At 69.1% G+C, this 21,485-nt stretch carries 20 protein-coding genes; 11 read left to right on the forward strand and 9 right to left on the reverse strand.

Annotated features, from left to right (window positions below; translation table 11 throughout):
• Positions 1-144: 144 nt before the first annotated feature.
• Positions 145-1,104, reverse strand: a complete 960-nt coding sequence (locus DMH01_RS02505; RefSeq protein ID WP_016336565.1) for an electron transfer flavoprotein subunit alpha/FixB family protein — start codon at positions 1,102-1,104, stop codon at positions 145-147.
• A gap of 26 nt (positions 1,105-1,130) precedes the next feature.
• Positions 1,131-1,916, reverse strand: coding sequence for an electron transfer flavoprotein subunit beta/FixA family protein (locus DMH01_RS02510; RefSeq protein WP_125673496.1), 786 nt, complete (start codon positions 1,914-1,916; stop codon positions 1,131-1,133).
• 243 nt (positions 1,917-2,159) lie between these two features.
• On the opposite strand from DMH01_RS02510, the gene DMH01_RS02515 reads away from it, so the two are divergent.
• Entirely contained in the window at positions 2,160-3,011 is an 852-nt protein-coding gene (locus DMH01_RS02515; RefSeq protein WP_125673497.1) for a DegV family protein, read from the forward strand.
• On the opposite strand, the gene DMH01_RS02520 is transcribed toward DMH01_RS02515, so the two are convergent.
• Positions 2,992-3,414 carry a hypothetical protein gene (locus tag DMH01_RS02520; RefSeq protein WP_125673498.1) on the reverse strand — a complete coding sequence of 141 codons (423 nt, stop codon included), beginning with the start codon at positions 3,412-3,414 and terminating at the stop codon, positions 2,992-2,994. The genes DMH01_RS02515 and DMH01_RS02520 overlap by 20 nt on opposite strands.
• A 70-nt stretch (positions 3,415-3,484) precedes the next feature.
• Here DMH01_RS02520 and DMH01_RS02525 point away from each other — a divergent pair, with 70 nt between their 5' ends.
• The 5 genes from DMH01_RS02525 to DMH01_RS02545 all read left to right on the forward strand — a co-directional run bounded on the left by DMH01_RS02525 (position 3,485) and on the right by DMH01_RS02545 (position 7,845).
• Positions 3,485-4,270, forward strand: a complete 786-nt coding sequence (locus tag DMH01_RS02525; protein ID WP_125673499.1) for a class I SAM-dependent methyltransferase — start codon at positions 3,485-3,487, stop codon at positions 4,268-4,270.
• Positions 4,263-5,774, forward strand: a complete 1,512-nt coding sequence (locus DMH01_RS02530; protein WP_125673500.1) for a glycoside hydrolase family 57 protein — start codon at positions 4,263-4,265, stop codon at positions 5,772-5,774. The genes DMH01_RS02525 and DMH01_RS02530 overlap by 8 nt, the downstream gene beginning before the upstream one ends.
• Before the next feature lie 14 nt (positions 5,775-5,788).
• On the forward strand, positions 5,789-6,274 hold the full coding sequence (locus DMH01_RS02535; protein ID WP_125673501.1) for a glutathione peroxidase: 486 nt from the start codon (positions 5,789-5,791) through the stop codon (positions 6,272-6,274).
• A gap of 282 nt (positions 6,275-6,556) precedes the next feature.
• Complete coding sequence (locus DMH01_RS02540; protein WP_125673502.1) at positions 6,557-7,618, forward strand: serine protease; 1,062 nt, start codon at positions 6,557-6,559, stop codon at positions 7,616-7,618.
• Positions 7,618-7,845 carry a hypothetical protein gene (locus DMH01_RS02545; protein WP_125673503.1) on the forward strand — a complete coding sequence of 76 codons (228 nt, stop codon included), beginning with the start codon at positions 7,618-7,620 and terminating at the stop codon, positions 7,843-7,845. The genes DMH01_RS02540 and DMH01_RS02545 overlap by 1 nt, the downstream gene beginning before the upstream one ends.
• Here the strand turns inward: DMH01_RS02545 and DMH01_RS02550 are convergent.
• Entirely contained in the window at positions 7,833-9,599 is a 1,767-nt protein-coding gene (locus DMH01_RS02550) for a glycoside hydrolase family 2 protein (protein WP_125673504.1), read from the reverse strand. The two genes, DMH01_RS02545 and DMH01_RS02550, sit on opposite strands and share 13 nt — an antisense overlap.
• A 108-nt stretch (positions 9,600-9,707) precedes the next feature.
• Between DMH01_RS02550 and DMH01_RS02555 the strand changes: the two genes are divergently transcribed.
• Positions 9,708-10,961: a glycosyltransferase family 4 protein gene (locus tag DMH01_RS02555; RefSeq protein ID WP_125673505.1), complete on the forward strand. Its 1,254-nt coding sequence runs from the start codon at positions 9,708-9,710 to the stop codon at positions 10,959-10,961.
• 193 nt (positions 10,962-11,154) lie between these two features.
• On the opposite strand, the gene DMH01_RS43490 is transcribed toward DMH01_RS02555, so the two are convergent.
• From DMH01_RS43490 to aceA, 3 genes are all read right to left on the reverse strand, one after another.
• The gene (locus DMH01_RS43490; RefSeq protein ID WP_255431986.1) at positions 11,155-11,286 is read right to left on the reverse strand and encodes a hypothetical protein; all 132 of its coding nucleotides are present in this window, start codon (positions 11,284-11,286) and stop codon (positions 11,155-11,157) included.
• A 393-nt stretch (positions 11,287-11,679) separates the two neighbouring features.
• Positions 11,680-13,284 (reverse strand): malate synthase A, encoded by a 1,605-nt coding sequence (gene aceB, locus DMH01_RS02560; RefSeq protein WP_125673506.1) that lies wholly within the window; start codon positions 13,282-13,284, stop codon positions 11,680-11,682.
• A 101-nt stretch (positions 13,285-13,385) separates the two neighbouring features.
• Positions 13,386-14,672 (reverse strand): isocitrate lyase, encoded by a 1,287-nt coding sequence (gene aceA / locus DMH01_RS02565; RefSeq protein WP_072030536.1) that lies wholly within the window; start codon positions 14,670-14,672, stop codon positions 13,386-13,388.
• A 228-nt stretch (positions 14,673-14,900) separates the two neighbouring features.
• Between aceA and DMH01_RS02570 the strand changes: the two genes are divergently transcribed.
• Together DMH01_RS02570 and DMH01_RS02575 are read left to right on the forward strand one after the other, a co-directional pair.
• Positions 14,901-16,328, forward strand: a complete 1,428-nt coding sequence (locus DMH01_RS02570) for a short-chain fatty acyl-CoA regulator family protein (RefSeq protein ID WP_125673507.1) — start codon at positions 14,901-14,903, stop codon at positions 16,326-16,328.
• A gap of 78 nt (positions 16,329-16,406) precedes the next feature.
• Positions 16,407-17,231: an NAD(P)H-binding protein gene (locus DMH01_RS02575; RefSeq protein ID WP_125673508.1), complete on the forward strand. Its 825-nt coding sequence runs from the start codon at positions 16,407-16,409 to the stop codon at positions 17,229-17,231.
• Between the two features lie 11 nt (positions 17,232-17,242).
• Here DMH01_RS02575 and DMH01_RS02580 read toward each other — a convergent pair whose 3' ends face one another.
• Positions 17,243-18,436: a serpin family protein gene (locus DMH01_RS02580; protein ID WP_158633180.1), complete on the reverse strand. Its 1,194-nt coding sequence runs from the start codon at positions 18,434-18,436 to the stop codon at positions 17,243-17,245.
• A 101-nt stretch (positions 18,437-18,537) separates the two neighbouring features.
• Between DMH01_RS02580 and ilvA the strand changes: the two genes are divergently transcribed.
• Together ilvA and DMH01_RS02590 are read left to right on the forward strand one after the other, a co-directional pair.
• Positions 18,538-19,794 (forward strand): threonine ammonia-lyase IlvA, encoded by a 1,257-nt coding sequence (gene ilvA, locus DMH01_RS02585; RefSeq protein WP_125673510.1) that lies wholly within the window; start codon positions 18,538-18,540, stop codon positions 19,792-19,794.
• A gap of 55 nt (positions 19,795-19,849) precedes the next feature.
• Positions 19,850-20,416, forward strand: coding sequence for an NADAR family protein (locus DMH01_RS02590; RefSeq protein ID WP_199745340.1), 567 nt, complete (start codon positions 19,850-19,852; stop codon positions 20,414-20,416).
• Between the two features lie 276 nt (positions 20,417-20,692).
• Here the strand turns inward: DMH01_RS02590 and DMH01_RS02595 are convergent, their stop codons facing one another.
• Positions 20,693-21,451, reverse strand: coding sequence for an acyltransferase (locus tag DMH01_RS02595; RefSeq protein ID WP_007031648.1), 759 nt, complete (start codon positions 21,449-21,451; stop codon positions 20,693-20,695).
• Between the last annotated feature and the right edge of the window lie 34 nt (positions 21,452-21,485).

Below are 21,485 nucleotides of genomic sequence, written 5' to 3' on the forward strand. Positions count from 1 at the left end.
ACAATGCGCCCGATGGCCGAATAGTGCACGTTCAGTTAATTGCGGGTTCTCAGGGTTCTCTCAGGCTGGAAGATCACTTTCGGATCACAGAAAAGGGACCGCCCGGGAAATAAATCCCGGACGGCCCCTTCACGAAACGAGGACTCAGCCCTTGCGCTTCTGGACCTCTTCGGTCAGCTGCGGCGCGACGTTGAACAGGTCGCCCACCACACCGAAGTCGGCGATCTCGAAGATCGGCGCCTCGGCGTCCTTGTTGACCGCGATGATGGTCTTCGAGGTCTGCATACCCGCGCGGTGCTGGATCGCGCCGGAGATGCCGAGCGCGATGTACAGCTGCGGCGAAACCGTCTTACCGGTCTGGCCGACCTGGAACTGCGCCGGGTAGTAGCCCGAGTCGACGGCGGCGCGGGAAGCACCGACGGCGGCACCGAGCGAGTCGGCGAGCGCCTCGACGACGTCGAACTTGTCGGCCGAGCCGACACCGCGGCCACCGGAGACGACGACCGAGGCCTCGGTCAGCTCCGGCCGGTCGCCGCCGACGATCGGCTCGACACCGGTGATCCTGGCGGACTTCGCCGGGTCGCCCGCGGGGACCTCGACGGTCTCCTCGGCGGCCGCGCCTTCGGCCGGGGCGGCCTCGACCGCGCCGGGGCGGACCGAGATGACCGGGACACCCTTGGTGGACTTGGACTTCACGGAGAACGCGCCACCGAAGATGGACTGGTCCACGGAGCCGTCGCCGTTCACGCCGACGGCGTCGTACAGCAGACCGGAGCCGAGGCGGACCGCGACCCTGGCGGACACCTCCTTGCCCTCGGCGCTGGCCGCGACGAGCACGGCGGCCGGGGAGGTCCGCTCCGCGAGCGCGGCGAGGACGTCCACCTTGGGGGTGACCAGGAAGCCGGTGGCGTTGTCGCCCTCGGCGACGTACACCTTGGCGGCGCCGTGCGCGGCGAGGGCTTCCTTCGCCTTGGCGGCAGTGCCGGTCGGGCCGACGACGACCGCCGACGGCTCACCCAGTTCACGAGCGGCGGTGAGCAGCTCGAGCGTGACCTTCTTGACTTCACCGTCGACGTGGTCGACGAGGACGAGTACTTCAGCCATTTCCCTATTCCTCCTCGAAACCTGTCTCAGATGAGCTTCTGCGCGACCAGGTAGGCGGCCACCTTGCTGCCGCCGTCACCCTCGTCCTCGACGCGCTCACCGGCGGTGCGCGGCGGCTTCGGGGAGGCTTCGAGCACGGACGACCAGGCGTTGCCGAGGCCGACCTCGCCCGCGTCGACACCGAGGTCGGCGACGGTCAGCGTCTCGACCGGCTTCTTCTTCGCGGCCATGATGCCCTTGAAGGAGGGGTAGCGCGGCTCGTTGATCTTCTCGCCGACGCTCACCACTGCGGGCAGGTTCGCTTCGAGGTGCGTGACGCCGTCCTCGGTGTAGCGGTCGGCCTTGATCGAGGAGCCGTCGACGGTCAGCTCGTTCACGTGGGTCAGCTGCGGCAGGCCGAGCAGCTCGGCGATGATCGCCGGCACGGCGCCACCGCGGCCGTCGGAGGCCTCGTTACCGGTGATGACCAGGTCGAAGCCTTCGACCTTGGAGATCGCGGCGGCCAGCACCTTGGCGGTGGCGATCGCGTCGGAGCCGTGAAGGGCCTCGTCGGAGACGTGGATGGCCTTGTCGGCACCCATGGACAGCGCCTTGCGGATCGCGTCGGTCGCGCGGTCGGGACCCACCGAGACGACGGTGACCTCGCCCTCGCCGGCTTCCTTGATCTTCAGGGCTTCTTCGACGGCCTTCTCGTTGATCTCGTCGAGCACGGCGTCGGCGGATTCGCGGTCAAGAGTGTTGTCGGCACCGGAGAGCTTCCGCTCCGAGTAGGTGTCCGGTACCTGCTTGACCAGGACAACGATGTTCGTCATGGGTCTACTTCGACCTCCCGTTGGTGGCCGGCGTCGGCCACGGGGCAACAGCTCTACTGGCCGGTAGATTAGGGCCATTTCAGTGCCGCGGCCCGCCGAGGTGACCTCATTCACCTGGATGCACGTTTTAGTGGGACCATCGTCCAGGTAATTCACCCGGAAGTGAGTGTTACCGGTCGACTAACCCGAACGGCCGTATTCCGGGGTACTCGCGGCGGGGGTGAGGCGATAGCCTGCCCGACCATGCGTTCCATGCCCGGCCCCGTCGCCGTGATCACGGACTCGACCGCCTGCCTTCCCGCCCCGGTCGCCGAACGCTGGGGAATCGGCGTCGTTCAGGTCCAACTGCAGGTCGGAGAGCAGTTCGACGAAGAGAACCGGTACCACCGCGAGGACATTATCGGCCACCTGCGGGCCGGGACCCCGGTGAAGACGGCGCCGCCCGAGGTCGCCGCGTTCTTCTGGGCGTTCCAGGACGCCGCGAGCAAGGGCGCCTCGGCGATCGTCAGCATCCACATCTCGGGACGGATGTCGGAGACGGTGAACGCCGCCCGCGAGGCCGCCCAGCAGGTGAACGTCCCCGTCCACGTCCTCGACAGCGGGACCACCGGGATGAGCCTCGGTTTCGCGGCGACCTCGGCGGCCAAGGTCGCCGCCGCCGGCGGGCAGGCCACCCGGGTGATCGACGCGGCCGAACGCCGGTTCCGCGGCAGCCGGGAGATCCTCTACGTCGACACGCTGGAGTTCCTGCGCCGCGGCGGGCGGATCGGGGCCGCGCAGGCCTTCCTCGGCTCGGCGTTCTCGATCAAACCCCTGCTGACGGTGAAGAACGGCGAGGTCGCCCCGCTGACCCGGGTGCCGGGCCAGCGGCGGGCGCTCAACAAACTCGTCGACCTCGCGGTGGAGTGCGCGGGCGATCAGGACGTGGAGGTCGCGATCACCCGGTTCGGCCCGGACGAACGCGATCTCGAGATCGGCGGGCGGCTGCGGGCGCGGCTGCCGCATATGGTCGACAGCACCCTGGTGGACGCCAGCATGATCCTCGGCGCCCACCTCGGCCCCGGCGCCATCGGCATCACGGTGTCGCCGGTGTAGCTCGCTTCGACGGGATCAGCGCCACCACCACCGGAAGCACCGCGCCCAGCGCCGTCGTCACGATGATCAGCACCTGGTCCACCGGCTCGAAATGCGAGACGTGGCCGAGGTGGTAGAGGAAATGCGGCAGTCCGAAGCAGAAGGTGGCGAGCGCCGCGAGCCTGGCCACGGCGGTCGTCCCGATCACGGCGGCGCCGATCAGGATGGCGGCGAGCGCCAGGTTGAGGCCGCCGAAGTCCTGGATCAGGTGTTCGTTGAAGGGGCCGTCCATCGCCACCCAGCCGGTGCGGAACCCCGGGAAGTCCCGGTAGAAGCCGTCCGGGCTGAACAGCGGCCACAGCCCGACGGGCAGTTCGATGAGGCCGAAGACGACGAGCAGTACGCGGGTGAATGTCCGTTGCATACCTCCTGGACTGGACAGCGCCGCGAAACGTGACACGCGGTCCGAAGTGACCGGCCGGTAGGGTCGCGGCGTGACCACCCCAGCCACCAGGGCCGAAGCGCTGCACCTCACCGGTGAACGCACCGTGCCGGGCATCGCCGAGGAGAATTACTGGTTCCGGCGCCATGAGGCCGCGTATCAAAAGCTCCTGCCCCTGTGCGAAGGCAAGACCGTCCTGGAGGCCGGGTGCGGCGAGGGCTACGGTGCCGGGCTCATCGCCACGGTCGCCGAGCGGGTGCTCGCGCTCGACTACGACGTCCCCACCACCGAGCACGTCGCCCGCCGCTACCCCGGTATCGGCGTGGCCAGGGCGAACCTGGTGTTCCTGCCGCTGCGGGACGCGTCGGTCGACGTCGTCGCCAACTTCCAGGTGATCGAGCACCTCTGGGACCAGGCCGCCTTCCTCGCCGAATGCCGCCGCGTGCTCTCCCCCGGCGGACGGCTGATCGTCACCACGCCCAACCGGCTGACCTTCACCCCGGGCAGCGACACCCCGCTCAATCCGTTCCACACCAGGGAACTCGCACCGTCCGAATTGGACGAACTGCTGCGTGACGCCGGTTTCGAGGTCGAGACGCTGCACGGTCTCCACCACGGCGAGGGCGTCGCGAAGCTCGACGCCAAGTACGGCGGCTCGATCATCGACGCGCAACTCGACGTCGTCATGGGGCAGCTGCCCGGGCAGGCGACCTGGCCGGCGGAACTGCTCGCCGACGTCGAAGCCATCCAGGCCGCGGATTTCGCCATCCACGGCGAGGACCTCGACGCCAGCCTCGACCTCGTGGCCGTGGCGGTGCGGCGGTGCGGCAATGAGTGACTACGAGGGCACGTTCTGCCTCGTCGTGCACAGCCATCTGCCGTGGCTGCCGCACCACGGCTCCTGGCCGGTCGGCGAAGAATGGCTCTACCAGGCGTGGGCGCATTCCTACCTGCCGATGGTCGACCTCCTGCGCCGCTTCGCCGACGAGGGCCGCGAAGACGTCCTCACGCTCGGGATGACGCCGATCCTCGCCGCGCAGCTCGACGACCCCTACTGCATCGACGCCTTCCACGACTGGCTCGGTCATTGGCAGCTGCGCGCCTGGCAGGCGTCCACGCTCTGGCGCGGCGACCCGCTGCTGCGCGACCTCGCGGCGAGTGAGTACCGGACGGCGCTGAAGGCCTCGGAAGAACTCGAAACGCGCTGGCGTCACGGTTTCTCGCCGATCCTCCGGTCCTTTGTGGACAACGGGACGATCGAACTGCTCGGTGGCCCGCTGGCGCATCCGTTCCAGCCGCTGCTCGACCCGGCGGTCCGCGACTTCATGCTGCGCGGCGGACTGGCCGACACCGCGCTGCGGATCGGGCGGCGTCCCGAAGGCATTTGGGCACCGGAATGCGGTTACGCGCCCGGCATGGAAGCCGGGTACGCCGCCGCGGGTGTCCAGCGGTTCATGGTCGACGGGCCTTCCCTGCACGGCGACACGTCGGCGGCTCGGACCGTCGGCGATTCCGACGTCGTCTGCTTCGGCCGCGACCTCGAAGTCACGTACCGCGTCTGGTCGCCGAAGGCCGGCTACCCCGGCCACGCGGCTTATCGGGACTTCCACACCTGGGCGCACGAAGTCGGCCTCAAACCGTCGCGGGTGACCGGCAAGACCGTCGAGCCGCCGGACAAGGCGCCCTACGACCCGGCGATGGCGACGGCCACCCTCGGCGGCCACGTCCAGGACTTCGTCGACACCGTCGTAGCCCGCCTGCGTTCGCTCAAGGCCGAGCACGGCCGCGAATCGCTCGTCGTCGCCGCGTACGACACGGAACTGTTCGGGCACTGGTGGCACGAGGGCCCGGCCTGGCTCGAAGGTGTCCTGCGCGCGCTGCCCGAGGCGGGCGTCCGCGTCACCACGCTCAAGGGCGCGCTCGAAGCGGGCCACCTCGGCGGGAAGGTCGATCTCCCGGCGTCGTCGTGGGGCTCGGGCAAGGACTGGCGGGTCTGGGACGGCGAGCAGGTCGCCGACATGGTGCGGGACAACACCGCGCTGCAGCACCGGATGCTCGACCTGGTCACCGGAATGGACACGACGACGCGTGACGCCGTCCGCGATCAGGCCGTCGCCGAGGCGATGCTGGCGCTGTCGAGCGACTGGGCGTTCATGGTCACCAAGGACTCCGCCGCCGACTACGCGCGGCGGCGGGCGAAGGTGCACACCGAACGGTTCGACACGCTCGCCGGACTGCTCCGGGAGGGAGCGCTCGACCGCGCGCGGGAGACGGCGGCCGCGTTCCGGCGCGACGACGGGCCCTTCGGCCACGTCGACGCGCGTGACCTGCTGAGGAAATGACGAAAGGGGCAACCATGGGCATCCACGACATTCCGCTGAAGACGCTCGCGGGCGAGGACACGACGCTCGGCGCGCTCGAAGGCAAGACGCTGCTGGTGGTGAACGTGGCGTCGAAATGCGGGCTGACCCCGCAGTACACCGGGCTGGAGAAGCTACAGGAACGGTACGCGGACAAGGGTTTCTCCGTCGTCGGGTTCCCGTGCAACCAGTTCGCGGGCCAGGAGCCGGGCACCGCGGAGGAGATTCAGACCTTCTGCTCGACGACGTACGGCGTTTCGTTCCCGCTGTTCGAAAAGCTGGACGTGAACGGCGAAACCCGTCACCCGCTCTACACCGAACTGACCAAGGCCGCCGACGCGGAAGGCGCCGCCGGCGACGTGCAGTGGAATTTCGAGAAGTTCCTCGTCGCCCCGTCCGGTGAAGTGGTGGGACGATTCCGGCCGCGCACCGAACCCGAGGACGAAGTGATCACCAAGGCGATCGACGCCACGATCGGCTGATCCACGCTTTTCCCGAGACGGGCGGGTTTCCGGAGCGATCCGGCGAACCCGCCCGTTTCCTTTTCCGGCGATTCGGTGACCAAAGTCCCCGAATATCCCCGCCACCCGCGCGATGGCCGGTTGCTCGATCACAAACCCTTGCCACACAAGGGAAATACTGACATTCCCAGGTGAAGCGCCGTACCCGATTGCACTATGGCGCCACCCCGCGGAAAGGGGAAGACTCCTTCGTCGGGACTCCCGCACTTCGTCAACGCAGACAACCAGAAAAGTGTGGCCGACATGATCGAAAACAATATGATCCCGGACGATTTCCTCTCCCTCGCGAGCGTGCAGGCGGCCGAAGAGGAGTCGTTGCTGAACCGGCAGAACGTGGTGGGTGTCGCGCTCGGCACCAAATGGTCCGGGGGCAGGGACACCGGCGAGAAGGCGATCACCGTCCTGGTCGACACGAAGATGCCGCACGAGATGCTGCGTGACGACGACCTCGTCCCCGCGACGCTGGCGGGCGTGCCCACCGACGTCCAGGAGGTCGGGGTGCTCCAGGCCGGGCGCAGTATCGCCGCGCCAAGGGTGAACGGCGCCGCCACGATGGTCGACGAGCCCCAGGCTCCGACACTCGCCCGGCCCGACGAACTCGCCCGTGAGCAGGTCGGTCCGTTCACCCTGGCCAAGCGGTTCCGTCCGGCGTTCGGCGGGCTGAGCGTCGGCCACTTCAAGATCACCGCCGGCACCTACGGCACCGCGGTCTACGACGCGACGGCACTGCCCGGCAAACCGCCCAGGTACTACATCCTGAGCAACAACCACGTGCTGGCGAACTCCAACGCGGCCGCCATCGGCGACCCGATCCTGCAGCCCGGCCCGTTCGACGGCGGCGTCGTCCCCACCGACGTCATCGCCAGGCTGAGCCGGTTCGTGCCGATCAAGTTCATCCAGCCGGGGCAGCCGGTGCCGTTGAACTTCGTCGACGCCGCGATCGCCGAAGGCCAGTTCCACGACCTCGACCGGCGGATCTTCTGGGTCGGCGAGCTCAAGGGCATCAACGTGGCGCCCGCGGTCGGCACGCTCGTGCAGAAGACCGGCCGGACCACGAACTGGACGACCGGGCGGATCACGAACATCAACGCCACCGTCGACGTGAACTACGGCGGCGGCAGGGTGGCCCGGTTCGCGCAGCAGCTGCTGACCACCGACATGTCGGCCGGTGGCGACTCGGGCAGTCTCGTGGCGGACCTGAGCGAGAACGCCGTCGGCCTGCTGTTCGCCGGCTCGCCGGTGGTCACCGTGATCAACCGGATCTCGCTGGTCGAAGCGTCGCTCGGGATCCGGGTGCACCCGTAGTGGCCGAAGACGTGTCCGATGTCGACGCCGCGCTCGTGGCGGCGTCCCGGTGGCTCGACGACGTCCCCGGAGTGGTCGGCGTCGGGCAGGGCGAGGCCGAGGGGGCACCCACGATCGACGTGTGGGTGAACCCCGGCCACGACCCCGGGCAGTTGCCTTCACAGCTGCTCGGGGTGCCCGTCCGGGTCCGGGACTCGGGCGGCCCGGTGGAGGCTCAGCCGGACTGACCCGCCTCGATGACCGCCCGGCTGCGGGTGGCGACGGTCGCCGCGTCCGCCTTCACCACCCGCCGGTCGTAGGTGAGCAGGCCGTTGACCTCGTTCTCGACGTCGGTGGTCTGGGTGTAGATCGCACCGGAGAGGCCGGTCCCGGCGATGATCTTTTCGAGGTTCTCGCTGACCTCGGCATAGCGTTTCGTCAGCTGTGCCGAGGTCGGCGTCATCTCGTAGGCCTGTGGCTCCCCCGGCCAGCGATGCTCGTCGAGGACCAGGCCGAGGCCGCCGTACTCGCCGTCGACGATCACCCTGTGGTCCTTCACCGAGGGCTTTCCCGGCCCGACGTAGGTGTGGTCGTCGTAGACGTCGCCCGCGCCGGCGTCCGGCCGCGAGAAGCAGCAGTTCACCCCGCTGTTCGCGACGACGAGCCTGGTCGGATCGAGGTCCTTCACCAGATTCGCGATCCGCGCGGTGTCGAATTCGCCCCAGCCCTCGTTGAACGGCACCCAGCCGACGATCGAGGTCACGCCGCGCAGCTGCTCGACCATCTCGGTCAGTTCCGCTTCGAACCGCGCCTTCGCTTCCGGCACCGGATCGGGCGCCGTCCCGGGCGGGCCGTCGAAGGAGACGGTGAGCGAGGGCATGTCCTGCCACACGAGCAGGCCCAGCCGATCCGTCCAGTGGTACCAGCGCTCCGGCTCGACCTTGACGTGTTTGCGGACGAAGTTGAAGCCGAGTTCCTTGGTCTTCTCCAGGTCGAACCGCAACGCCTCGTCGGTGGGGGCGGTGTGGATCCCGTCCGGCCAGTAGCCCTGGTCGAGCGGGCCGTGGAGGAAGGTGATCCGGCCGTTGAGCGCGATCCGCGGCCTGCCCTGGGCGTCGGCGACCGTCCCGATCGTGCGGAGCCCGGTGTAGGAATCGACGACGTCCAGGAGATTGCCGCTCTCGTCGAGCAAGCGGACCTGAAGGTCGTAGAGATACGGATCGTCGGGCGTCCACAGGCGCGGCGAAGGGACCTCCGCGCGCAAGCGACGTCCCACGTCCTCCGCGACGCGTGCCACTTCCGGGCCATCGGGTTCGCGCACGATCAGCTCCACGCGGGCGCCGCCTGTGACCTTGGGCACAACCGTCACCCCTTCGAGATCCGGCGTCACCTGGAGATCCCGGACGTGCTCGGACGGCACCGGCTCCAGCCAGACGGTCTGCCAGATACCCGACGCGGCAGTGTAGAAGATCCCTTTCGGGTCGTTCCTCTGCTTGCCGACGGGATGGGTCGAAGCGTCGGTGCGGTCCGTCGCGCGGACGGTCAGTTCCTGCGATCCCGACGGCCGCAGCACACCGGTGATGTCCGCGCTGAAGGCCGTGTACCCGCCCTCGTGGACGGCCACCTCCTGGTTGTTCACCCAGACCGTCGCGGACTGGTCGACGGCGCCGAAGTGGAGCAGCACACGCTGACCGTCCCAGCCGGACGGGACCTCGAAAACCTTGCGGTACCAGAGGGTTTCGTCCCGCCGTCCGATACCGGAGAGCGCCGACTCCGGCGGGAACGGCACCAGGATCCGCTCGCCGTACCCGTTCCGGCCGGGTGCGCCGCTGCCCGCGTACTCCCAGACGCCGTTGAGGTTCAGCCAGCGTTCGCGGACCAGCCGCGGACGCGGGTACTCCGGTAGCGCGTTGCCCTGCCCGACCTGCGCGGACCACGGCGTCGAGAGCACCGGTTCGACGGGTTCGAAGGCCGGTCCGGCCGCGTTCACCGAGGACGTCATCAACCCGATGGTGGCAAAGATCGCCGCTCCTGTCGCCCTCGATCGGGTTCACCGGCAGGGGTGATCGCCCGGTCCCGGTGACGACCGACTCACGAGTAACCTCCACCCATGCGCGTGCTGATGTTGTCGTGGGAGTACCCACCCGTGGTCGTCGGCGGACTCGCACGGCACGTCCACGCCCTGGCCCGGCATCTCGCCCGGCAGGGGCACGACGTGGTCGTCCTGTGCCGTCACACGGCGGGCACCGACGCCGAGACCCACCCGAGGACCGATCGCGTGGTCGAGGGCGTCCGGATCATCCGGGTCGCCGAAGACCCGATGCACGTGACCTTCGAACGGGATCTCGTCGCGTGGACGCTGGCCATGGGGCACGCGATGGTCCGCGCCGCCACCGACCTGCTGCGCACCTGGCAGCCGGACGTGGTGCACGCCCACGACTGGCTGGTCACCCATCCCGCGATCGCGATCGCCGAGGCCGCGCGGGTGCCGCTGGTCGGCACGATCCACGCCACCGAAGCAGGGCGGCACTCCGGCTGGCTCTCACATCCGCTGAACCAGCAGGTTCACTCGGTCGAATGGTGGCTCGCGAACCGCTCGGACGCGCTGATCACCTGTTCGCAGGCCATGCGCCGCGAGGTGGCGCATCTGTTCGAGGTCGACGGCGACGCGGTCACCGTGATCCACAACGGTATCGAGGAACGCACCTGGCAGGTGCCCGCGGAAGAGGTCGCACACGCGCGCGAGGTCTACAGCCCCTCCGGCGCGCCCCTGCTGCTCTACTTCGGACGGCTGGAATGGGAGAAGGGCGTGCAGGACCTGCTCGCCGCGCTCCCCCGGATCCGCCGCGCCAAACCCGGGACCCGGCTGGTCGTCGCCGGCAAGGGACGGCATCTGGAGGAACTGGTCGACCAGGCCCGCAAGCTGCGCGTCCGCCGCGCGGTGGACTTCGTCGGGCACCTGTCCGACCGCGAACTGCGCGCCGTCCTGGCCGCGGCCGACGCCGTCGTCCTGCCCAGCCGCTACGAGCCGTTCGGGATCGTCGCACTGGAGGCCGCCGCCGCGAAGGCGCCGCTGGTGGCTTCGACCGCGGGCGGGCTCGGCGAGGTCGTCGTCGACGGCGAGACCGGCCTGGCGTTCAGCCCCGGCGACGTCGACGCCCTCGGGGACGCCGTCGAGGCGGTCCTGGACGACGAGGTCGCCGCGGCACAGCGGGCGCTGACCGCGCAGTCACGCCTGGCCGCGGACTTCGACTGGGGCCGGATCGCCGAAGCGACCGTCGCGGTCTACCGGCGGGCTCGCGTCGGGGAGCCGGTGGAACTGGGGCGGCCGAAGATCGCGACGGGCAACGCCTTCGAGCCCTGATCCGCCTGGCGTTTCGTGTTGCGAAAGCCACTTTCGCGACGTCTGGTGTCCCGAAAGTGGCTTTCGCGACATGTGCGGCCGCGGGAAGTCGGGGCGGAGGGGAATCCGGGACGTCGGGGGACCCGGATCCCCCTCCACGAGCGTCGCGGGTCGCGAGGGGCGCGACCCCCGGGGCTGCTCTAGGTGACGAAGATCAGAAGTGGCAGGGCCGCACACAGTCCGGCTGCGCCGAGACCCCGGCCGAAGCGGACACCGCCGGGGCGGCGAGGGCGACGGCGAGGACGGCGAAGGTCGCGGCCAAGAGGGTCCTCAACTGCTTCTTCATGGTGGCTCCTCGGGGAAACGGGCGGAATGCCCACCCGGCGCCGAGCATCCGCGCGCCCCGCCGCCGAAACAACGGGGGCTTCACTAGGTACCCCTACCTATTCGCGGTCCGTGACCGATTCGTCCGGTCCCGTGAGTGTGCTCAGAGGCGCAACTCGCGTGTCTGGAGGCGTAACTCGCGTGAAGAAAGCCGCGAAGACCCCGCCCACGGTGGTGTGGTGAGGACGGGGTCTCCGCGGCGAGGCGCACGCCCGACAGCGCTACCGGAGGGGCGCGCGCGTGAAGCGGGTCCGGTGGCGGGGAGCCGCCGCCACCGGACCCGTTGGGCCACACCGTCCCAAACCGGTGTGGAACCCGGCCGCCCCGCGTCAGGTAGAGGCGGCCGGAGCCTGTGTCACCGCGCGGTCAGGTATCGCGCGTACGCGCCGGTGGTGAGGAAGCTCGGCAGCTTCTCGCCCAGCGCGGTCTCGGTGAAGATCTCGTAGGCGTCGCCGAGCCGGTTGCCCTCGCCCAGTTCGGCCCGCACCGCCGCCAGCTCTTCGTCCAAATAGGACACGGCCAGCTCGTGGGTGAGCGCGGTGCCGTCTTCGAGCTTCGTGCCGTTGCGGATCCACTGCCACACCTGGCAGCGGGCGATCTCGGCGGTGGCGGCGTCCTCCATCAGGTTGTGGATCGCCGCCGCGCCAGTACCGCGCAGCCACGCGTCGATGTAGCGCAGCGCGACGTTGATGTTGGCGCGGACACCCGCTTCGGTGACCTCGCCGCCCGCGCTGGCGACGTCGAGCAGGTCCTCGGCGGTGACGACGACGTCCTCACGGAGCTTGCCGAGCTGGTTGGGCCAGCCGCCGAGCACCTCGTCGAACACCTCGCGGCAGACCGGGACGAGGCCGGGGTGCGCGACCCACGAGCCGTCGAAACCGTCGTTCGCCTCGCGTTCCTTGTCCTGACGGACCTTCTCGAGCGCGGTCGCGTTGATCTCCGGGTCCTTGCTCGGGATGAACGCGGCCATGCCCCCGATGGCGTGCGCCCCGCGCTTGTGGCAGGTGCGCACCAGCAGTTCGGTGTAGGCCCGCATGAACGGGACGGTCATCGTCACCTGCGCGCGGTCCGGGAGCACGAAGTCCGCGCCGTGCGAGGAGAAGTTCTTGATGACGCTGAAGATGTAGTCCCACCGGCCGGCGTTCAGCCCGGAGACGTGCTCGCGCAGTTCGTAGAGGATCTCCTCCATCTCGAACGCGGCGGTGATCGTCTCGATCAGCACGGTGGCCCGGACGGAACCGCGCGGGATGCCGAGTTCCCGTTGCGCCAGCAGGAAGACGTCGTTCCACAGCCGCGCTTCGAGGTGGTTCTCGAGCTTCGGCAGGTAGAAGTACGGGCCGCTGCCGCGGGCCAGCAGCTGGCGCGCGTTGTGGAAGAAGTAGAGGCCGAAGTCGACCAGGCTCGCCGAGACCGGGCGGCCGTCGATGCGGATGTGCTTCTCCACCAGGTGCCAGCCGCGGGGGCGGGCGACGATGGTCGCGGGCTCGTCGCCGATCGTGTAGCGCTTGCCGCCCTCGGTGGTGAAGTCGATGTTGCGGCGGATCGCGTCGAACAGGTTGATCTGGCCGTCGATGACGTTGTGCCAGGTCGGCGAGGTCGCGTCTTCGAAGTCGGCGAGCCAGACCTTCGCGCCGGAGTTCAGCGCGTTGACCGTCATCTTGCGGTCGGTCGGGCCGGTGATCTCGACGCGGCGGTCTTCGAGACCGGGCGCGGCCGGGGCGACCGACCAGCTGCTGTCGTGGCGGACGGCGCGCGTCCCGGGCAGGAAGTCCAGCGGCTCCTCACCGGACTGGAGCTTCTCGCGGCGCAGGCGCCGGGCGTCGAGCAGCTCGCGGCGGCGGCCGGCGAACGCGTTGTCCAGTTTGGCCACGAAGTCCAGTGCGGCCGGGGTGAGGATCTCGTCGAACCGGTCACCGGCAGGTCCGCAGACGTCGATCCGGTAGTTCAGCTTCTCAACCATGGTGTGCCTCCGCTGGGGCTTCGCGAGAGATAGAAGGAGTGGGCGGTGGCGGTCTCCCCTGGGAGTCGAGAGACCGCCACCTGGCACCTATTTGCGAGGGATCAGAACTGCTCGGCCTCGGTGGAGCCGGCGAGCGCGGTGGTGGAGCTCTCCGGGTTCAGCGCGGTCGCGACGTTGTCGAACCAGCCGGTGCCGACCTCGCGCTGGTGCTTCGTGGCGGTGTAGCCGCGGTCCTCCGAAGCGAACTCGCGCTCCTGCAGGTCGACGTAGGCGGTCATGCCCTCGCGGGCGTAACCGTGCGCCAGGTCGAACATCGAGTAGTTCAGGGCGTGGAAGCCGGCCAGGGTGATGAACTGGAACTTGTAGCCCATGTGGCCGAGTTCGCGCTGGAACTTCGCGATCGTCGCGTCGTCCAGGTGCTTCTTCCAGTTGAACGACGGCGAGCAGTTGTAGGCCAGCATCTGGTCCGGGTACTTGGCCTTGATCGCCTCGGCGAACTGGCGGGCGACCTCGAGGTCCGGCTTGGAGGTCTCCATCCACAGCAGGTCGGCGTACTCGGCGTAGGCCAGACCGCGGTCGATGCAGGGGTCGATGCCGTTGGTGACGTTGTAGAAGCCCTCGGCGGTGCGCTCGCCGGTGACGTACTTGCGGTCACGCTCGTCGACGTCGCTGGTGATCAGCGTGGCGGCCTGGGCGTCGGTGCGGGCGACGATCAGCGACGGCACGTTCAGCACGTCCGCGGCGAGGCGGGCGGCGTTCAGCGTGCGCTCGTGCTGCTTGGTCGGGATCAGCACCTTGCCGCCGAGGTGCCCACACTTCTTCTCGGACGCGAGCTGGTCCTCCCAGTGCACACCCGCGGCACCGGCGGCGATCATGCCCTTCATCAGCTCGAAGGCGTTGAGCGGGCCACCGAAGCCGGCCTCGGCGTCGGCGACGATCGGGGCGTACCAGTCGATGTCGGTGTTGCCCTCGGCCCAGTTGATCTGGTCGGCGCGGCCCAGCGCGTTGTTGATGCGGCGGACGACGGCCGGCACCGAGTTGGCCGGGTAGAGACTCTGGTCCGGGTAGGTCTGGCCGGAGAGGTTGGCGTCGGCGGCGACCTGCCAGCCCGACAGGTAGATGGCCTTGAGGCCGGCGCGGACCTGCTGCACCGCCTGGTTACCGGTCAGGGCGCCCAGCGAGTGGACGTAGTCCTCGTTGTGCAGGAGGTCCCACAGCTTCTCGGCGCCGCGGCGAGCGAGCGTGTGCTCCTCGACCACGCTGCCGCGCAGCTTGACCACGTCAGCCGCGGAGTACGAACGCTTCACGCCCGCCCAGCGGGGGTCGGTCTCCCACTGCTTGGCCAGTTCGGCGGCCGCCTGCTCCAGCTGCTGCGCGTGCTGAGTCATCGGATTCTCCCGGTGTTGCGAAGTTTGCGAGTGATCGCCTTTCCTGATCCGACCCTGACATGACAGGGGAAATCCGATCCAGGCCTCCAATTTGCCAATTTCTGCGAAGCTTCCGTAGCATCTTGCAAAGGTTGCGAATCGCAGATTCGCAACCAGAGGCAAAATCCACGGGCTTGACCGTTCACTGAATCGTTCAGGCCCGGAAACCTTGCGGACAGAGAGGCCTCAGTGGACAAAACCTTCGCCGGAGCGAAGCTGCGGCATCTGCGCGAAAGCCGGTCGATGAGCCAGGCCGATCTCGCTCGTGTGCTGGAGATCTCACCCAGTTATCTCAATCAGATCGAGCACAACTCGCGTCCGCTGACCGTCCCGGTGCTCCTTCGCATCACGCAGGCGTTCGGTGTGGACACCGAGTTCTTCGCGAACAACGACACCGCCCGCCTCGTCGCGGACGTGAAGGAAGCGCTGCTCGACGAGGTGCTCGGCGTGGACGTCACGAACAGCGAGCTCAACGACCTCGCCACGAACCTGCCGACGATCGCCCAGGCGCTGGTCAAACTGCACCGCAGCTACCGCAACGCGGTGGAGAACACGGCCGCGCTGACCACGGAAAACGGCCTCGGGATGCACGGCAGCGCGGCGGGCTCGTTGCCGCACGAAGAGGTCCGCGACTTCTTCTACGAACGGGAGAATTACGTCGCCGAGCTGGACGAACGCGCCGAACGGATGGCGCACGACATCCCCCTGCAGCGTGGCCAGGTGCTCGCGGCGCTGAAGGAGACCTTGATCCAGCGCTACGGCGTCGACGTCACGAGCGAGGGCATCGACGAGACCAACGGCGAACAGCACCGGTACGAACCGGGGCCGCGAGTGCTGCGGCTGGCGCCGAGCCTGCGCGTCGGGCAGCAGGCGTTCCGGATGGCCTCGCAGATCGCGTTGCTCGAATACGACGACCTGATCACCGAACTCGCCGACTCGTGGGCGTTCTCCGGGCCCGCCGCGCGTTCGCTGGCCCGCGTCGGGCTCGCGAACTACTTCGCGGGCGCGCTGATCCTCCCCTATGGACCGTTCCTGGCGAGCGCGGAACGCTTCCGCTACGACATCGAGCGGCTCTGCGACCACTTCGGCGTCGGCTTCGAGACGGTCTGCCACCGGCTCTCGACGTTGCAGCGCCCGAAGAACCGCGGCGTGCCGTTCTCGTTCGTGCGGGTCGATCGGGCGGGGAACATGTCGAAACGCCAGTCCGCCGCGGGTTTCCACTTCTCGCGCGTCGGCGGCGCGTGTCCACTGTGGAACATCTACGAGGCGTTCGCCCAGCCAGGCAAGATCCTCACCCAGATCGCGACCCTGCCCGACGGCAAGAGCTACTTCTGGGTCGCGCGGACGGTGTCCCGCAACATCGGCGGCTACGGCAGCCCTGGCAAGACGTTCACCGTCGGCCTCGGCTGCGAACTGCGGCACGCGAAACGGCTGATCTACTCGACCGGGCTCGACCTCGACGACCGCGCCGCGGCCACCCCGATCGGCATGGGCTGCAAAGTCTGCGAACGGCCGGCCTGCTCGCAGCGCGCGTTCCCGACGATCGGCAAACAGCTGACCGTCGACGAGAACACCAGCACCTTCGTCCCGTACCCGGCGGTGCCCAAGGCGCCTTGAGCCGCCCTGATCTCCCTGGCAGGGTGACCGACGACGGCCGCGGCCTGTGACGGCGGCCACCGCACTGGGGAGAAAAGCATGATCTTGGTGACCGGGGCAGGCGGCAACGTCGGCTCGGAACTGACCGCGATCCTGGCGCGTGGCGGGCATCCCGTCAGAGCGCTGGTCCGGACGCCGCGGCCGTTGCCGGACGGCGTCGAAGGAGTGACGGGAGATCTCAACGAGCCGGCGAGCCTGAAGCCCGCGTTGGACGGTGTCCGGGCGGTCTTCCTGCTCGGCGGCTACGAGGACATGCCCGGCGCGCTGGCGGTGATGCGGGACGCGGGCGTCGAGCAGGTCACGCTGCTGTCGTCCCGTTCGGTCGTCGGCGGGCACGCGGACAACGCCGTCGCGGGGATGCACATGGCGGCCGAGGCGGCGGTGCGCGCTTCGAAGCTGGCGTGGACCTTCCTGCGGCCGAGCGGGTTCATGTCGAATTCGCTGCAGTGGGTCCCGCAGCTTCGCGCCGGGGATGTCGTCCGCGAGCCGTTCGCGAACGTCCCGGTGGCGACGATCGACCCGTACGACATCGCCGCCGTCGCCGCGGAGTCGCTGACCACACCGGGACACGAGGGGCTCGCGTACGCTATCACCGGACCGGGTTCGCTCCGGCCCGCCGACCGGCTCCGTGTCCTGAGTGAACTGCTCGGACGGGAGCTACGCCTGGAACCGCTGCCGGACGCCGAAGCCCGCGTCGCGATGAGCGCGGAGATGCCGGAGAAGTACGTCGACGCCTTCTTCCGCTTCTTCGCCGAGGGCGAGTTCGACGACTCAGCGGTCACGCGTGCCGTCCAGGACCTGACCGGTCGGGAGCCGCGACCGTTCGCGACCTGGGCACGGACGCATCTGGCCGCTTTCCGCTGAGCGGACGGCCGTCACGCCGCCGGGTCGCCGATCCGCCCGAGGAACAACGGCGCCCCGGTGGCCGTGTCGGTGATGACGAAGAGGAACGGGCGATCGACGGTCACGATGCGCGGCAGTTCCGCGGACACGGCGCGGGCTTCGACGCCCGTGGCCGCCGCGGCCTCGGTGCCCTCCTCGTCGACCTGGACGAAGGTCTTGTGCTGCACCGAAGCGATCCGGAGCTGGGCTTCGTCGGTGATCCCGCTGAAGTCCGCGGTGGGCCCGAACGCCGCGGGCATGCCCGCTTCCTTGAGGACCGCCGACAAGTCCAGCCCCGACCTGACGGTGAACCTGGGCATGGCCAGCTCCACGGTGGCAGGCCGGATCTCGCCCAGCAGCGCGGCGATTCCCTTGCCGCGAAGGGCTTCGAGCGCGCCGGGCACGATCACGGTGAAGGCCAGCCGTCCACCGCGATACGGCAGCGTGACCGCCTGATAGCCCGGTCCTTCGGCGTAGCCCAGCATGACTTCTGGCTCGGTACGCATCATCGGGACGGACACGGTCGAACCGTCCGACCGGGTGAACGGCGCGTCCACCGTCCGGTCGCGAGGGAACTCCCGCGCCCAGGGCACTTTCAGGTACAGGGCGTTGGCGAGGACGAGCCTGGTGTCGCCGGTGATCGCCGTCTCCGGGAAGAGGTCGGGGATCCTCCCCTCGGTCTGGTCCGCCACCGTCCGGTTGATCCGGTCACGGGCGCCGCCGGGGTCGGCGACGAAGTCCTCGTCACTCGTCGCCGCGCCGAACCGGTCGCGCACCGCGTCCCGGTACCCGGGCTTGATCCCGAGCCCCCGCTGGATCCAGGCGGTGTTCGACACCTTCAGATCCTCGTGGCCGGCGACCGGCGGGACGAGCGGCCCGTCTCCGGGAAGCCGCAACACCTTCCGGATCTGCGCGGCGGTTTCGCCCTTCGCCCCCTCTCCGGCCATCTGCAGCGCGGTGGAGACGCTCGCCGGGGACAGCACCAGGTTCGGCTCGCTCGCCAGGGCGGGCGCGGTGAGCAGGTCGAGCCCGAAGCCGTCGGCCGCCTTGACTACCTCGGCCATGCCGGACGTCACCTGCTGGGTGACGGGCAGCGGCGCTGGAAGTTCTTCACGGGCGGGTTCCGCACCACAGGCCGTGAGCAGCGCGACGAGGCCGAGCGCGAAGGACCGAGTGAGCACCGTCATGACCGGGAGACGGTCTCCGTGTCCGGTTCGGTTGCACGGACCAGGCGGGAAAGCGGACGTGTCTCCGTCGTGGCCGGGGCCGGTCAGTACATTCAGCATTCGTGCAAGGGATCGAAACGGTGAGCGCCCGAACGGTCGAAGAGGCCGCCAAGCGATTGGCCGGGGTGGTGACCCGCACGCCGCTCGAACCGAACGAGCGGCTCTCGGCGCGGGTCGACGCCCGGGTCTGGCTCAAACGCGAAGACCTGCAGACCGTGCGCTCGTACAAGATCCGCGGCGCGTACAACTACATCGTCCAGCTCGACGCGGAGCACCGTGAGCGCGGCGTCGTCTGCGCGAGCGCGGGCAATCACGCGCAGGGCGTCGCGTACGCGTGCCGCCGGCTCGGCGCGAACGGCCGCGTCTACGTTCCCGGCACGACTCCCCGGCAGAAGCGCGAGCGGATCGCGACGCTGGGCGGATCGCATATCGAAGTCATCGTCATCGGGGAGACCTACGAAGACGCCTTCACCGCCGCGAAGCAGGACGCGGAGAGCACCGGCGCGACGCTGGTCCCCGCCTTCGACGCGCCGGAGACGGTGGCCGGTCAGGGCACGGTCGCGATGGAGGTCGTCGCGCAGCTCGGGTTCATCCCCGACGTCATGGTGGTGCCGGTCGGCGGAGGCGGACTGCTCGCCGGGATCGCCGCGTGGGCCGCGGAACGGGCGCCGGAGATGCGGATCGTCGGCGTCGAACCGGCGGGCGCGACCTGCATGGCGGCCGCGCTGGCGGCCGGTGAGCCGGTGCGGCTCGAGAGCGTCGACACCTTCGTGGACGGCGCGGCGGTCGCACAGGCCGGAGCGGTGACGTACCCGCTGGTCCGCGACGGCGGTGTCGAGCTGACCGACGTCGCCGAGGGCGCGATCTGCACGGAAATGCTCGCGATGTACCAGTCCGACGGCGTGATCGCCGAACCGGCGGGCGCGCTCGCGACCGCCGCGCTGGGCACGACGGTGAAGATCGACCCCGGACAGATCGTGGTGTGCGTCGTCTCCGGCGGCAACAACGACGTCAGCCGCTACGGCGAAGTGCTCGAACGGTCGCTGATCCACGAAGGACTGAAGCACTACTTCCTGGTGGGCTTCCCGCAGGAGCCCGGCGCGCTGCGGCGGTTCCTCGACGAGGTCCTCGGGCCGGACGACGACATCACGCGGTTCGAGTACGTGAAACGCAACAGCCGCGAGACCGGCCCGGCGCTGATCGGCGTCGAACTCGCGCGGCCCGGTGACCTGGAAGGCCTGCTGCACCGGCTGGAGGCGAGCCCCCTGCAGGTGGAACGGGTGGAACCGGGGAGCCCGCTGTTCCATTTCCTGGTGTGACCTCCGCGGTGGGCCCCTGCCGGAGTTGTCGGTGGCCTGTGGTCCACTGGTCGCCATGGTGAGCAAGGTCGACGGAGTCCGGAGTCTCGATGCGTTGCGCGAGCTGGTCCACAGCGGCGCGGAGCCCGAGTACCAGCTCTTCTACGGCCACACCCCGCTCAAGAGCGGCCGGATCAACGCGGCCTGCCTGAGCCAGTGGTGGCTCGCGCCGTTCGTCGCGGGCGGCGAGCGGTACCCGACGGCCGAGCACTACATGATGGCGAGCAAGGCGGAACTGTTCGGCGATCACGAGGCCGCGGCCAACATCCGTCAGGCGCCGGACCCCAAGACCGCCAAGATCCTCGGCCGCGAGGTCACGGGTTTCGACGCCGAGGTCTGGGAGCGGCACCGCTTCGACATCGTCATCGACGGCAACCTCGAGAAGTTCCGCCAGCACGCCGAAGAACGCGAGTTCCTGCTGGCCACGGGCGACAAGGTGATCGTCGAGGCGTCCAGGATGGACCTGGTCTGGGGCAGCGGCCTCGCCCGCGAGGACAAGAACGCCACCCGCCCCGACTACTGGCGCGGGCAGAACCTCTTGGGCTTCGCGCTCATGGAGGTCCGCGAACAGCTGCGCGGCTAGCTCCCGTTCGGTGGCGTGCCGTCCACCTGACCACGCGTGTCGTCCATCCAGTCACGCGTGTCGTCCACCTGATCACGCGAGTCGTCCATCCAGTCACGCCTGTCGACCGTTGGGTGCCACCGCGTGGACCGGATCCGCCGGACAGCTTCACCGCGGTGATCCGTGGCCGTGATCAGGCGGACGACACGCGTGATCAGATGGACGACACGCGTGATCAGATGGACGACACGCGTGATCAGATGGACGACACGCGTGATCAGACGGACATCACGCGAGTCACGAGTCCACGCCCAGGGTTTTCTGCAGTGCCTTGTTCGCCTTGCGCGCCATGTCGGCGACGGCTTCGCGGCGGGCGGCGTCGGCGGCGTAGTCGTCCTGCCGGTTCCGCACCACGCGCGCCGGCGAACCGACGGCGATCGAGTAGTCCGGGATCTCGCCCCGCACCACGGCGTGCGCGCCGAGGACGCAGCCGCGGCCGACCCGGGTGCCCTTGAGTACCGAGACCTTGGTGCCGATCCAGGTGTCCGGCCCGATCCGCACCGGCGACTTCACGATGCCCTGATCCTTGATCGGGACGGTGATGTCGGTGGTGACGTGGTCGAAGTCGCAGATGTACACCCAGTCCGCGACGAGCGTGGCCGCGCCGAGCTCGATGTCGAGGTAGCCGTTGAGGACGTTCTGCCGCCCGAACACCGCCTTGTCGCCGATGCGCAGCGAACCCTCGTGGCAGCGGATCGCGTTGCCGTCGCCGATGTGCACCCAGCGGCCGATCTCCAGGCGCCCGTAGCCGGGGCGGCAGTGGATCTCGACGTCCTTGCCGAGGAACACCATCCCCCGCAGGATGATGTGCGGGTTCGCGATCCGGAACTTCAGCAGCCGCCAGTAGCGGACCAGGTACCAAGGCGTGTACGCGCGGTTTCGGAGCACCCAGCGCAGCGAATCCTTGGTCAGGAACTTCGCCTGACGCGGATCACGACGGGCCTGGCCCCAAGCGCGGAGCCGCGACAGCGCGGGCGCACCCCACATGGACGTCATACCGGTGACCGTAACCTGTGTTCAGGCCGTCGAC

The organism is Amycolatopsis sp. WAC 04182, from assembly GCF_003947465.1.
Classification (GTDB): domain Bacteria; phylum Actinomycetota; class Actinomycetes; order Mycobacteriales; family Pseudonocardiaceae; genus Amycolatopsis.

Bases quoted from the DNA above. Each gene is read 5' to 3' on its own strand.
- DMH01_RS02505 (WP_016336565.1), bottom strand. From the start codon at position 1,104: ATGGCTGAAGTACTCGTCCTCGTCGACCACGTCGACGGTGAAGTCAAG.
- DMH01_RS02510 (WP_125673496.1), bottom strand. From the start codon at position 1,916: ATGACGAACATCGTTGTCCTGGTCAAGCAGGTACCGGACACCTACTCG.
- DMH01_RS02515 (WP_125673497.1), top strand. From the start codon at position 2,160: ATGCGTTCCATGCCCGGCCCCGTCGCCGTGATCACGGACTCGACCGCC.
- DMH01_RS02520 (WP_125673498.1), bottom strand. From the start codon at position 3,414: ATGCAACGGACATTCACCCGCGTACTGCTCGTCGTCTTCGGCCTCATC.
- DMH01_RS02530 (WP_125673500.1), top strand. From the start codon at position 4,263: ATGAGTGACTACGAGGGCACGTTCTGCCTCGTCGTGCACAGCCATCTG.
- DMH01_RS02535 (WP_125673501.1), top strand. From the start codon at position 5,789: ATGGGCATCCACGACATTCCGCTGAAGACGCTCGCGGGCGAGGACACG.
- DMH01_RS02540 (WP_125673502.1), top strand. From the start codon at position 6,557: ATGATCGAAAACAATATGATCCCGGACGATTTCCTCTCCCTCGCGAGC.
- DMH01_RS02550 (WP_125673504.1), bottom strand. From the start codon at position 9,599: ATGACGTCCTCGGTGAACGCGGCCGGACCGGCCTTCGAACCCGTCGAA.
- DMH01_RS02555 (WP_125673505.1), top strand. From the start codon at position 9,708: ATGCGCGTGCTGATGTTGTCGTGGGAGTACCCACCCGTGGTCGTCGGC.
- DMH01_RS43490 (WP_255431986.1), bottom strand. From the start codon at position 11,286: ATGAAGAAGCAGTTGAGGACCCTCTTGGCCGCGACCTTCGCCGTCCTC.
- aceB (WP_125673506.1), bottom strand. From the start codon at position 13,284: ATGGTTGAGAAGCTGAACTACCGGATCGACGTCTGCGGACCTGCCGGT.
- aceA (WP_072030536.1), bottom strand. From the start codon at position 14,672: ATGACTCAGCACGCGCAGCAGCTGGAGCAGGCGGCCGCCGAACTGGCC.
- DMH01_RS02575 (WP_125673508.1), top strand. From the start codon at position 16,407: ATGATCTTGGTGACCGGGGCAGGCGGCAACGTCGGCTCGGAACTGACC.
- DMH01_RS02580 (WP_158633180.1), bottom strand. From the start codon at position 18,436: ATGACGGTGCTCACTCGGTCCTTCGCGCTCGGCCTCGTCGCGCTGCTC.
- DMH01_RS02590 (WP_199745340.1), top strand. From the start codon at position 19,850: ATGGTGAGCAAGGTCGACGGAGTCCGGAGTCTCGATGCGTTGCGCGAG.
- DMH01_RS02595 (WP_007031648.1), bottom strand. From the start codon at position 21,451: ATGACGTCCATGTGGGGTGCGCCCGCGCTGTCGCGGCTCCGCGCTTGG.